The following is a 12513-nucleotide window of genomic DNA, read 5'->3' as shown; positions in this document are numbered from 1 at the left end:
GTAGATGGCTCGTCACCCAGAGTACCAATATCTCGACCTGATGGCGCATCTGCTCGAGCACGGCGATCGTCGTATCGATCGCACCGGCGTCGGCACCTTGAGTGGTCTTGGCGCGATGATGCGCTTCGATCTCTCAACGGGACAGATTCCGATCTTCACGACGAAGCGGGTTTATTGGAAACTCGCCGTCAAGGAAATGCTCTGGTTCCTGACCGGCGACACCAATATCCGCAATCTGCTGAAGGAAAATGTGCGGATCTGGACCGACTGGCCGCTGGCGAAATATCGCAAGGCGACGGGCGAAGAGATCGATCAGGTCGCTTTTGAAAAGCGCATTCTGGAGGACGAGGCCTTTGCTCTGCAATGGGGCGATCTCGGCCCGGTTTATGGTAAGCAGTGGCGGCAATGGCGCGATGCCGAAGGCCGCGTGCATGACCAGCTCGCCGCTGTTATCAAGGATCTCAAGACCAATCCCAGCAGCCGCCGGATGATCTTCCACGCCTGGAATGTCGGCGAACTTGCCGATATGGCGCTGCATCCCTGCCACATGGTCTATCAGTTTCATGTATCGAACATCTCGGCCGAAGGCGGCAAGCGCCCGCGTCTCAGCCTGATGGTTTTCCAGCGCTCCTGCGACCTGTTCCTTGGCAATCCATTCAACATCTGCCAGCAGGCGGTTTTGCTGGCTATGGTCGCGCAGCAGGTCGATATGGATATGGGCGAGCTGGTCTGGTCGGGTGGTGACGTCCACCTCTATCTCAACCATCTGGAAGCAATCAGGGAACAGCTCAGCCGGGAGCCGAAGCCGTTCCCGACCTTGCGTCTGCTGCGTCGGCCCGACAGCATCGACGATTATCGTATCGAGGATTTCGAGGTTCTCGGATATGAGCCGCACGCGGCGATCGCGGCCGAAGTCGCGGTTTAGCTCGTCGGCTTGGCGTCGGGATCGGTGCGCTGATCGAGGAGTAGTTGCAGGAAGGCGAGATCGAGCCAACGTCCGAACTTCGTACCGACCTGCGGGAGAAGCCCGACCTGCTGGAAACCGAGCTTTTCATGCAGCTGGATCGAAGCCTCGTTGCCTGCCTCGATGCCTGCGACCATCGCATGCTTGCCGATCGCTCGGGCGCGCTCGATGAGCTCGATCATCAGCGCCTTGCCGATGCCGCCGCGATACTGATCGTTTCGTACATAGACGGAGTGCTCGACCGTGTGCCGATAGCCGTCGAAGGCGCGCCAGTCACCGAACGAGGCGTAGCCGACCACGTCACCGCGATCGTCGGTCGCGACGAGGACCGGATAGCCGAGCTTGTGCCGATCCTGCAGCCATTGCTTGCGATTGGCGATATCGACCTGCGCCTCGTTCCAGATCGCGGCGGTATTGGCGACGGCGTCGTTATAGATCGCGGTTATTCCCGCGAGATCCTCGTCTCTCGCATCGCGAATTTGCATCGGTCGCTCCGTAGACACCGTCCATCAGATTGGATGATCGTATCGTTTGTTCTTCATGCTGTCATACACTGATTTCGACGCCTGTCTACTATGTTATTACACGGCTGCATCAGAGATCAAACTCAGCTACGCCATGGTTAAGCTTTTTCAGTAATTTGCCTCGATTGTCACTCCCGTGAAAGTCCACTATAGTAAAACGCATGTCTCAGCTTGATGATATCGATAAGCGCATCGGCGCGCGCATTCGCATCGAACGGGAAAGTCGCGGCTGGTCGCTGACGGAGTTGGCCGAACGCTCGGCCGTTTCCCGGGCCATGATCCACAAGATCGAGCGTGGCGAAAGCAGCCCGACGGCGACGCTGCTCGGTAAGCTTTCCGGCGCTTTCAGCCTGAGCATGTCGGCCTTGATGGCACGTGCGGAGATGCAGCGGGGCCGGTTTCTTCGAAAGGGGGAGCAGCCCGTCTGGGTCGATCCGCAGACGGGCTATGAGCGCCGGCACGTTTCCCCGAAGTCGGACCTGCCGCTCGATCTCGTCCGCATCGAATTGCCTGCCGGGGCGGAGGTTCCGATGCCCGCATCGGCTTATGCCTTCGTGCGGCAGCTCATCTGGGTGCTCGACGGACAGCTGACCTTTCTCGAGGGAGATACGAAGTACTCGATGTCGGCGGGCGATTGCCTCGAGCTCGGTCCGCCGACGGATTGCGTTTTCAAGAATGAAAGCGGAGAGCCCTGTATCTGTGCCGTCCTCGTGCTTCGCGACGCTTGACGGCCCCCGCTAAACTTAGCGTTACCGCAAGGCATTGCGCTCGTCCGGCCGGACGATAGGCGATATGCTGCCGTCTTCCTCGATCGGAAAAGGAGATTGGCCGTGGAGATCGCAGTCATCGGAGCCGGTGCCATGGGAAGCGCCATTGGCCGGCGTTTGGTCGAAAATGGGGCGAGGGTGCTCACTTATCTCGACGGACGCTCGGCTTCGACCATCGAACGGGCGAAAGCAGCCGGCATGGAGCCGGTTGGATTAGACGCCATCGCCGCGTCGCGTCTCATTCTCTCCATCGTTCCGCCGGCGGAGGCTGTTGCCGTCGCTAAGCAGATTGCCGCTGAACTGCGTCGGATGGGCGCGAAAACGACCTTCATGGACTGCAATGCGATTTCGCCGAGGACCATGACCGAGGTTGCGGCAATTTTCGGCGGCGACTGCGCCGTGGTTCTCGACGGCTCCATCATCGGCGGTCCGCCAAAGCCCGGCCAGAAGGGGCCGAAACTCTATGTGAGCGCCGATACCGCGAACGACAGCGGCGTCTTGGTCGAATACGGACTGCAGGTTCGCCACATCGATGGGGCAATCGGCGCGGCTTCGGCATTGAAGATGTGCTATGCCGGCATCAACAAGGGCGTGACCGGCCTCGGTGCCGCCATGCTGCTTGCGGCGATCCGTTCGGGTGCCGATGCCGCCCTGAAGCGCGAACTTCAGGAAAGCCTGCCGGATCTCGATGCGAAATTCGTCCACGGCATTCCGGACATGTATCCGAAAGCCTACCGATGGGTCGCGGAGATGGAGGAGATTTCCGAGTTCCTCGGTGAGGATGATCCGGCCGCCTTGATCTTCAAAGGCATGGCCGGGCTCTATCGGAAGATGGCCAGGGATCGGGAAGAGGGAGGCCTATTGGCCCGCCAGCTCGATAAATTGAATAGCGGTGGCTGATATTAGGCCGGGATAGGTGCGTTCCATCTGCCGCCGCCGCCTTGATGATGTAAAGTCGCCTCGCCGACTCGTATTGGCGTCGGCGAGGCAGATTGAGGGAGACGTATGACCCAGCCGATCAAGACCATCGTCGTTGCCGTATCGCGCAACGGCATCATCGGACGCGAAGGCGACATGCCCTGGCGATTGTCATCCGACCTCAAGCGTTTCAAGGCGATGACGCTCGGCAAGCCGGTGATCATGGGGCGTAAGACGTTCCAGTCGATCGGCAGGCCACTGCCGGGCCGGCCGAATGTCGTCATTACCCGCGACACCGATTTTTCCGCCGAGGGGATAACGGTCGTGCACTCGCTCGATGAAGCGATTTCGGTTGCATCCCGTCTGGCCAAGGAGAGCAATGTCGACGAAATCTGTATCCTCGGCGGTGGCGAAATCTATCGGCAGGCGATTGATCTCTCCGACCGGCTACTGATCACCCATGTCGAGGCGGATGTGGAAGGCGACACGTCCTTTCCAAAGATCGATCCCGGCATCTGGCAGGCAGATAGCGAGCTTGCCGTGCCGGCTGGAGAAAAGGACACGTATCCGACGCGTTTCGTTCGCTATTTCAGGCGAAAGGCATAAGAGCTGGCCCTAAAAAGCAAATATTTTCCAATGAATCCGACGAACTTCCTGAAGTCGCGTTGAAAGCAGGTGCTTCGATACCTATAACGGGAAACAATCGCTGCCACCCACGGATTTCGTGGGCTTGGCGCGATATCGGGAGTCAACAAACAAAGAGGTTTTGATGCCTTGGAGCAATCAGAATGGCGGCGGCGGTGGCCCATGGGGCGGCGGTGGCGGCGGAAATAATCAGGGACCTTGGGGACAGGGACCGAACCGGCCGCGGGGCAGCGGCAATGGTGGGCCTCCGGACTTGGAGGATATCATTCGCCGCGGTCAGGACCGATTGAAAGGTTTCGTGCCCGGTGGCTTCAATGCAGGCGTCGTTCTCATCATCATTGCAGTGATTGCCGTTTTCTGGCTGATCCAGTGCATCTATACCGTGCAGCCGGACGAGCGCGGCGTTGAGCTGCGCTTCGGCAAGCCACGTGAAGAAGTCTCCATGCCTGGCCTGCATTTCCATATCTGGCCGATGGACCGCATCGAATTCGTGAAGGTCACAGAGCAGCAGCGCAATATCGGCGGCCGCTCCTCGGCCGGTTCGAATGCTGGCCTGATGCTGACGGGCGATCAGAACATCGTCAACGTGCAGTTCTCTATCCTCTATACCGTGACCAACCCGCAATCCTATCTGTTCAATCTCGAGACCCCCGACGAGACTTTGCAGCAGGTTGCGGAGAGCGCCATGCGTGAAGTGGTCGGTCGCCGTCCGGCTCAGGACATCTATCGCGACAAGCGTCAGGAAATCGCAACCGAAGTCAGAAGCATCATCCAGGATACGATGGATCGCTACGGCTCCGGTATCTCCATCAATGCCGTTCCGATCGAGGATGTCTCGCCGCCGCGCGAAGTGGCCGACGCATTCGAAGAAGTGCAGCGTGCGGAGCAGAACGAAGACCAGCAGGTGGAAGAGGCCAATCAATACGCCAACCAGAAGCTCGGTCAGGCCCGCGGCCGCGCGGCTCAGATCCGCGAAGAAGCGGCTGCCTACAAGGATCGTATCGTGAAGGAAGCTCAGGGTGAGGCGCAGCGCTTCATCTCGATCTACGACGAATACGTCAAGGCGCCCGAGGTCACGCGCAAGCGCCTGTTCCTGGAAACCATGGAGTCCGTCATCGGCAATTCCAACAGCATCATCATCGACGACAAGCAGGGCGTCGTGCCTTATCTGCCGCTGAATGAAGTCAGCAAGCAGTCCACGACCCAGGCGGGCAAGCCCGCTGCTGCAACTCAGCCGGAGGCCAAATAATGACATCCAGCCGTTTGCCAGCCATTCTTATCGCGCTCGCGGTAGTACTGCTGCTTATTTATTCGTCGGTTTTCGTGGTCAACGCCCGTGAACAGGCGATTGTCCTGCGCTTCGGCCAGATTCGTGCCGTGAAGACGGAGCCGGGCATCTACTTCAAGCTGCCTTTTGCCTTCATGGATGCCGATCGCGTCCAGTATGTGCAGCTGCAGGAACTTCGCTTCGATCTGGACAATATCCGTGTCCAGGTCTCGGGCGGCAAGTTCTACGAAGTCGATGCCTTCGTCGTCTACAAGATCATGGATGCGCGCAAGTTCCGCGAGACCGTCTCCGGCGATCGCGATGCGGCTGAATCGCGTCTCAGGACGCGCCTCGACGCTGCTCTGCGTCGCGTCTATGGTCTACGCGGCTTCGAGGCGGCGCTTTCCAACGAGCGTGCCGCGATGATGACGGATGTGCGCAACGATCTCCATCGCGATGCGGAAACACTCGGCCTCAACATTGAGGACGTCCGCATCCGCCGCACGGATCTGTCTCAGGAAGTGTCGCAGAACACTTACGACCGCATGAAGGCCGAGCGTCTGGCGGAAGCCGAGCTGATCCGCGCTCGCGGTAACGAAGAGGGCCAGCGCCGCCGGGCGGTCGCGGACCGTCAGGTCGTCGAGATCGTTGCCGATGCGCAGAAGGATTCGGAAGTGCTGCGTGGTGAAGGCGAAGCCGAACGCAACGGCATCTTCGCGGATGCCTCCAAGCGCGATCCGAACTTCTACGAGTTCTATCGCTCAATGGCTGCCTATACCAAGGCGCTTGGCTCGGGTGGCAAGACGCTTGTCTTGCCGCCGAACCAGTCGGACTTTTTCAAGTTCTTCGACAGTCCGGCAGGTGCCGCGCCCAATTCCGGGGCGCCGGCGCTTGCCAATCCGACGGCGCCCGCGAACTAAGCTGCCGGCGCAAGAAATGAAAGGGCTGCCTTTTGGCGGCCCTTTTCTTTAAGGCAGATTGCATCACCTTCGTCATCTCCACATCGGCGGGACGGAGGTCCGAGGATTTCGCAAAAAGGTGATTTCACGCTTCATCATTCCGCCTTATGTTGATGCTTATACAAGTTTTCCCTTTCTTTATGAGGATGCCTGATGGCTTCGACCAATCGCCTGCCTTTCAGCCGTTCGTTTGCCTTGCTCGCAAGCATTGCACTGATTGCCGGTCCCGTCGCGGGCGTTACCGAACAGGCTTATGCGCAGACGCAGAACAGCGGTGCGGCCGCGGGCGCCCAGCCGCCAGCAACGCCGAACAATCAGCCGCCGGCCGCATCTCCCACGATCACTACGAATCCAGTGATGAATGCAGGACCGGCATCGGTTGCGGATCTCGCTTCCGGCTTACTCGACGCGGTCGTCAATATTTCCACATCGCAGAAGGTCAAGGATGAGGGAAACGGACCGGCCACCCCGAAGGTGCCGGACAATTCGCCCTACCAGGATGAATTCAAGGATTTCTTCAACAACAAGAAAGACGACGACAGCAACCGCAAGGTGAGCTCGCTCGGCTCCGGATTCGTCATCGATCCCGCAGGCTATATCGTCACCAACAATCACGTCATCGAAGGCGCTGACGATATCGAGGCGATCTTCCCGAACGGCACGAAGCTGAAGGCCAAGCTGATCGGAACGGATACGAAGACCGATCTTTCGGTTCTCAAGGTCGAGCCCAAGCATCCGCTGACGTCAGTCAAATTCGGCGATTCCTCGAAGATGCGAATCGGCGACTGGGTGATGGCGATCGGCAACCCATTCGGCCTCGGCGGCTCGGTGACCATCGGCATCGTCTCGGCGCGCGGCCGTAACATCAATGCCGGCCCCTACGACAATTTCATCCAGACCGATGCGGCGATCAACAAGGGCAATTCCGGCGGTCCGCTCTTCAACATGAAGGGTGAGGTGATCGGCATCAACACGGCCATCATCTCCCCGAGCGGTGGGTCGATCGGTATCGGCTTTGCAGTGCCGTCCGAACTCGCGGAAGGCGTCGTCAATCAGCTCCGTGACTTCGGTGAGACGCGTCGCGGCTGGCTCGGTGTGCGCATTCAGCCGGTCACGGACGATGTCGCTAATAGCCTCGGCCTATCCGAAGCCAAGGGCGCGCTCGTGGCCGGTGTCATCAAGGGCGGCCCTGTCGATAACGGCTCGATCAAGGCGGGCGATGTCATCCTCAAATTTGACGGCAAGGATGTGGAAGAGATGCGCGACTTGCCGCGCGTCGTTGCCGAAAGCACCGTCGGCAAGGAAGTCGACGTTGTCATCTACCGCGATGGCAAGCAGCAGACCGTCAAGGTGACACTCGGTCGCCTGGAGGACAGCGATCAGGCGGCAGCCGCAAGCGCCGACAAGAACAAGAAGCCGCAGCTCGCGCCCGACGATAAGGGCAATGGCGATGGTGTCATCAATCCCGACCAGGGAGACGAGGGTGACGACGGCATGGATGGGCAGGATCAGGGAGGCGATCCGCAGCAATCGCCGCAGGCCCAGCCGCCGGTCCAGGCAACCTCGAGCATTCTCGGAATGAAGCTCTCGACGCTAACAGCCGAAAACCGCAAGAGCTTCGGCATTGCGGACAGTGTCGATGGCGTCGTGATCACCGAAGTGGCACCAGGCTCGGCGGCGGCGGAAAAGGGGCTGAAGCCCGGCGATGTCGTCGTTGAGGTTGCGCAGGAATTCGTCCAGACTCCGAGTGCTGCCTCGGAGAAAGTGGCTTCGCTGAAGCGGGAAGGCCGCCGCAATGCGCAGATGATGATCGCATCTCCGAACGGTGACTTGCGTTTCATCGCCGTCGCGCTTGAGTAGAAGTCAGCTCCCGGCTTGCTCCGTCTGTTGCGCCTGCCATTCGGCGACGCTCAGATGATAGAGGACGTGGCGCTTTAGGTGCGGATGAGTGTCGGGAACATTGGGGTGATCGAAGTCGCCGCCCTCGACGCGATGCATGCCGATCCGCGCCATTACAGTGGTCGATCTGACATTGTTGTGCACGGCGAAGGAAACAATTTGATTGAGGCCGAGCTTTCCGAAGCCATAGGCTAGCAATGCCCGCGCCGCCTCGCTGACCAGCCCCTTGCCCCAGTGCCGCGCCACCAGCCGCCAGCCGATCTCGATCGTTCCGACTGGGACGAATGGCTCAAGGTGATCCGTCCGCATCAGCCCGCAATAGCCGATTGCCTCACCGCTTTCCTTAAGTTCCAGCACATAGAGGCCGAGCCCGGTTTCCGCGATCATGGACTGGACGCGAGCGAAGAAGGCGTCCGCTTCCGCGCGATTGCGGCGAAACGGAAAGAACTCCATGACGGCCTCGTCGGAATTGATCTCGTAGGCCAGATCGCGATCCGTCTCGCGCCAATTGCGGATGATGAGGCGTTCGGTTTCGGTGATGATCATCTGCGGCCCCTGACTTCAGCGATTTCGACTGCTCTATGGTTTGACGAAGTCCGTCTTGCGGTAGCCTTGGATATAGAGCAGGGCAGTCAGGTCACCGTGGTCGATGCGCATTCTGGCCTGTGCCGAAACGGTGGGCTTGGCATGGAGCGCGACGCCGGAACCGGCAAGCTGCAACATGCCAAGGTCGTTGGCGCCGTCGCCGACGGCCAGCGCGTCATCAACAGAAATGCCGAGCCTCTCGGCGATTTCATTCAGCGCATCCACCTTGGCCTGCTTGCCGAGGATGGGTTCCTCGACAAGGCCGGTCAGGATGCCGTTTTCTTCCAGCAAGACATTTGCCCGGTTCTCGTTGAAGCCGAGGGTGGCGCCGATCCGTATGGTGAAGACAGTGAAGCCGCCGGAAACGAGGGCGGTGTAGTAGCCCTTCGCTTTCATGGTGGCGATGAGCTCAGGGCCACCTGGCGTCAGCGTGATGCGCTTGGCGATGACATCGTCGACAACGGAGAGCGGCAATCCTTTCAGCAGAGCGACGCGTTCGCGCAGGGCCGGCTCGAAGGCAATCTCCCCATTCATGGCGCGGGCGGTGATATCGGCAACCTTCTCCTTGAGGCCGACTTCGGCGGCGAGCTCGTCGATGCATTCCTGGCCGATCATCGTGGAATCCATGTCGGCGATCAGCAATTTCTTGCGACGGGTTTCGGCTTCCTGGATCACCAGATCGATCGGCGCGCTGCCGATCACCGCCAGGATATTGGCTTCCGCTGCCTCGATATCGGTGTCGTCGCGCAGCGCGATATCGCAGGCAATACCGTCGGCAAGCCAATAGAGCCCGGACGCTTTGACAGCATCAGCCGCCTGTTCTGCGATGGCCGGAACGAGAACGGGGTTTGACGGATTGGCAATAAGCGTGGCAACGAAGGCCATGAGCAGAAACCCTATGAGCAATATCGACGCGATCCTGATAACCGGGCCGACCGCCAGCGGCAAGTCCGCACTGGCGGTGGAATTGGCCCGTTCGCATGATGGCGTCGTCATCAATGCCGACAGCATGCAGGTCTATGACACCCTGCGCGTGCTGACCGCGCGGCCAGATGAAGCAGATATGGAAGGCATTCCGCACCATCTTTATGGCCACGTTCCAGCCGGCCAAGCCTATTCGACCGGTGTCTGGCTGCGCGAGGCAGGCACCTTGGTCGAACGCTTGCGCGGCGAGGGCAGAATGCCTGTCTTTGTCGGGGGGACGGGTCTTTATTTCAAGGCGCTGACGGGCGGACTGTCCGATATGCCCGAGATTCCGTCCGATATCCGCGATCGGCTCCGCGGCCGGCTGCTGGCGGAAGGGGCGGAAACTCTGCATCGTGAGCTTGCGGAGCGCGACGCCGCCGTCGCGAAAACGCTGAGCCCGCAGGACGGACAGCGTATCGTTCGCGCCCTGGAAGTGATTGAAGCGACGGGCCGCTCCATCGCCGCTTTTCAGGGTAAGAACGGACCAATGATCATTAATCCCGACCGTGCGCGAAAGATCGTGGTTCTGCCTGAGCGCGCTATCCTGCATGAACGCATCAACAGCCGTTTCGAGAAAATGCTGGCGATGGGAGCGGAAGACGAGGTGCGGGCTCTGCTGGCACTGGATCTTCCGCCGGAAATGCCGGTCATGAAGGCGATCGGGGTCATGCAGATCGCCGCGATGCTGAAGGGGGAGATGACGCGCGCCGAGGTCATCGAAACCGGATCCGCGGCGACACGGCAATATGCCAAGCGGCAGATGACCTGGTTCCGTAATCAGATGGACGAGAGTTGGGAGCGCTTGAGCCCGTAGTCCGGTATCAGTCCTTGTCGTAAAGACTGCTGAGCGGCTTTCTCAAAATGCTGTCCCGCAAGGACAAGCCGGGTTCGCGCCGCAGGGATGGAGCGGGCTCTCTCGGCGATACCGAGCGCGTGCCTCCTTCGTCGCTGCGGAATTCGCGGCGCAATTCCGCAAGCTTGCTGTCAATCGACGTTTGTGAAGCCGCTGCCGGTGCGGCGGTACGAGGCAGCATGTCTGGACGATAGGGTTCGATCGGCGGCGGGTTCGGTTCCACGTGGGGCCGGATTGGCTGCTCGACTGGCACTTCGTCGAAATCATCCTTGATATCCGTCACGGGCATAGCATTGTAGCTTTGCTGCAGAGGACTGATATCGGGGCCTGAAATCGAGCGCATGCGGCCGACAATCGTACGCAAATCGACAGTGTCCGGCGAGTCCTCGCTGGTTTTCGCGACGCTGCCGCTCGCTTTCGGCAGCAAATGTCGATCGACCTGGGAAAAGCGCATGCGCATCGGCACTGCGATAGCCTCGCCGAAGGCGATAGCTTCGCCGTTGCCGATCGATGACAGGAAGCTGGTTGTCGATATCGAGGAGTTCGGGATGGCTGAGCGAATGATTTCCTGGTCGCGATCATTGGCAAGGCGCATGGCAAACAGCGTCGAGCACTGCGACAGGATCGTCTGATCCAGTTCGCCCGGCCGCTGCGTGACGATGCCGAGCGACACGCCGTATTTGCGTCCCTCCTTGGCAATGCGGGCGATCGCCTGGCGCGTCGGGAAGAAGCCAAGGCTCGGATCGGCAGGAATATAGCGGTGAGCTTCCTCGCAGACGACGAGCATATGGATCGCGCCGTCGCTCCAGAGCGCCAGTTCGAAGGCCATGCGGCAAAGGACGGAGGCAACGGAATTGATGACTTCCGAGGGGATGCCGGCGAGCTGGAACGTGCAGATCGGCTTGCCGTCGCCTGGAATGCGGAAGATCTTGGCAATGGTCTCCATGATCGTGTCGGTGATCGTATTGTTGGAGAACATGAAATGATAGCGGGGATCGTTGATCGCCGAGATGATGCGCATCTTCAGGGAGCGCAGATGCGGCTTTTCCTGACGGCCTTCAAGGCGACCGATGCGTTCGTCTATCAATGCCAGCAGATCGGCCATGCGATAGGGGACTGGCGTGTCCGCCGTTACCGAAGACTTTTCCGTCTGGCGGCGCATCAGAGCTGAATCGCTGCCTCGGAAGGCACGGCGCGCTTCGGGAATGAGATCGCGCAGAGCATCGAGTTCCTCAGGCACCGCCGGCCGGCCACGGAAGATGACTTCGCTAAATTCGTCGAGACGCATCAGCCAGAAGGGCAAATCAAGCGTGTCAGTGTCGATGACGACAGCGTGCCTTGGAAAGGCGGCAGCGAATTCATTATGCGGATCGAGGATCAGCACGCGCAATTTCGGATCGGCTGTGATTGCCTTGTGCAACAGCAGCGATACGGCGGTGGATTTGCCGACACCGGTCGATCCCACGACCGCGAAATGTTTCGCCAGCATCGTGGGAATGTGGATGGCGGCGTCTATGCTTTCGTCTTGCGTCAGCTTGCCGATGACGCAGCTGCTGCCCTTGCCGGCATCGAAGATGCGCATGAGATCGGCGGCACGGATGCGATGCGCGATGGCCCCGAGATAGGGATAGGCGGTAATGCCGCTCGAAAACTCCTCGCGCCCATCCGGTCCGACGCGGACTTCCCCAAGCAATTCCACCTCGATGCGAAAGAGATTGTCCTGCCCTTCGCCCCAACCGACGCTCTGCGTATTCATCGAATAGACGAGGGCTGCGACGCGGTTCTTCCCGACGCTGATGGAAATCAGTCGGCCGACCGACCAGAGTTCGGTCAAGTCCGTGCCGCCGGCCTCGGCCACAGCGGCGATCGTCGCTCTGGAACCGTTGCACGCGACGACGCGACCGAGAAAGCGATTTCCCGGTTTCAACTTGTCGCGGCGATCAAGATCTCCCGCGCTGCCTGATGTCTGCAGATCGTTATTCAGCAAACAATTACCCCAATTTTAGATGTCGGAGCATAGAGACGTGGGCTTAATAAAACCCTGTCTGCCATCCGCTCTTTTTATAGGGTTATGATGCAGCCGCGATTTTTTATTGCTTCACGCGTTGACGCTTCGAAATTTTCTGTCTATCACTTCGGCCCATGAAAAACTCGATCGTTCTTATC

At 59.7% G+C, this 12513-nt stretch carries 12 protein-coding genes; 8 read left to right on the top strand and 4 right to left on the bottom strand.

What is annotated here, in order from left to right; genetic code table 11:
- Positions 1-4 precede the first annotated feature (4 nt).
- Positions 5-925 (top strand): thymidylate synthase, encoded by a 921-nt coding sequence (locus FHX05_RS03425; protein WP_183870672.1) that lies wholly within the window; start codon positions 5-7, stop codon positions 923-925.
- Here FHX05_RS03425 and FHX05_RS03420 read toward each other — a convergent pair.
- Positions 922-1449: a GNAT family N-acetyltransferase gene (locus tag FHX05_RS03420; RefSeq protein ID WP_183870671.1), complete on the bottom strand. Its 528-nt coding sequence runs from the start codon at positions 1447-1449 to the stop codon at positions 922-924. The genes FHX05_RS03425 and FHX05_RS03420 overlap by 4 nt on opposite strands.
- A gap of 200 nt (positions 1450-1649) precedes the next feature.
- Between FHX05_RS03420 and FHX05_RS03415 the strand changes: the two genes are divergently transcribed.
- The 6 genes from FHX05_RS03415 to FHX05_RS03390 all read left to right on the top strand — a co-directional run bounded on the left by FHX05_RS03415 (position 1650) and on the right by FHX05_RS03390 (position 7904).
- Entirely contained in the window at positions 1650-2216 is a 567-nt protein-coding gene (locus FHX05_RS03415) for an XRE family transcriptional regulator (RefSeq protein WP_183870670.1), read from the top strand.
- A gap of 102 nt (positions 2217-2318) precedes the next feature.
- Entirely contained in the window at positions 2319-3155 is an 837-nt protein-coding gene (locus FHX05_RS03410) for an NAD(P)-dependent oxidoreductase (protein ID WP_183870669.1), read from the top strand.
- A 105-nt stretch (positions 3156-3260) separates the two neighbouring features.
- A complete protein-coding gene (locus FHX05_RS03405) occupies positions 3261-3779 on the top strand; it encodes a dihydrofolate reductase (RefSeq protein ID WP_112605329.1) in 519 nt (172 codons plus the stop codon).
- A gap of 163 nt (positions 3780-3942) precedes the next feature.
- Complete coding sequence (gene hflK / locus FHX05_RS03400) at positions 3943-5067, top strand: FtsH protease activity modulator HflK (protein WP_183709717.1); 1125 nt, start codon at positions 3943-3945, stop codon at positions 5065-5067.
- Positions 5067-6005 (top strand): protease modulator HflC, encoded by a 939-nt coding sequence (locus FHX05_RS03395; RefSeq protein WP_183870668.1) that lies wholly within the window; start codon positions 5067-5069, stop codon positions 6003-6005. The genes hflK and FHX05_RS03395 overlap by 1 nt, the downstream gene beginning before the upstream one ends.
- 192 nt (positions 6006-6197) lie before the next feature.
- Positions 6198-7904 carry a Do family serine endopeptidase gene (locus FHX05_RS03390; protein ID WP_183870667.1) on the top strand — a complete coding sequence of 569 codons (1707 nt, stop codon included), beginning with the start codon at positions 6198-6200 and terminating at the stop codon, positions 7902-7904.
- 3 nt (positions 7905-7907) lie between these two features.
- On the opposite strand, the gene FHX05_RS03385 is transcribed toward FHX05_RS03390, so the two are convergent.
- A complete protein-coding gene (locus FHX05_RS03385) occupies positions 7908-8489 on the bottom strand; it encodes a GNAT family N-acetyltransferase (protein ID WP_183870666.1) in 582 nt (193 codons plus the stop codon).
- 33 nt (positions 8490-8522) lie between these two features.
- On the bottom strand, positions 8523-9413 hold the full coding sequence (gene serB / locus FHX05_RS03380) for a phosphoserine phosphatase SerB (RefSeq protein ID WP_183709723.1): 891 nt from the start codon (positions 9411-9413) through the stop codon (positions 8523-8525).
- On the opposite strand from serB, the gene miaA reads away from it, so the two are divergent.
- Positions 9412-10308 carry a tRNA (adenosine(37)-N6)-dimethylallyltransferase MiaA gene (gene miaA / locus FHX05_RS03375; protein ID WP_183870665.1) on the top strand — a complete coding sequence of 299 codons (897 nt, stop codon included), beginning with the start codon at positions 9412-9414 and terminating at the stop codon, positions 10306-10308. The genes serB and miaA overlap by 2 nt on opposite strands.
- Positions 10309-10315: 7 nt before the next feature.
- Here miaA and FHX05_RS03370 read toward each other — a convergent pair whose 3' ends face one another.
- Entirely contained in the window at positions 10316-12334 is a 2019-nt protein-coding gene (locus FHX05_RS03370; protein WP_183870664.1) for an ATP-binding protein, read from the bottom strand.
- Positions 12335-12513 lie beyond the last annotated feature (179 nt).

Origin of the sequence: Rhizobium sp. BK491 (assembly GCF_014194925.1) — a bacterium.
GTDB lineage: Bacteria > Pseudomonadota > Alphaproteobacteria > Rhizobiales > Rhizobiaceae > Rhizobium.
The sequence above is the reverse complement of the archived record's forward strand: the minus strand, read 5'-3'. Positions and strand labels throughout refer to the sequence as shown.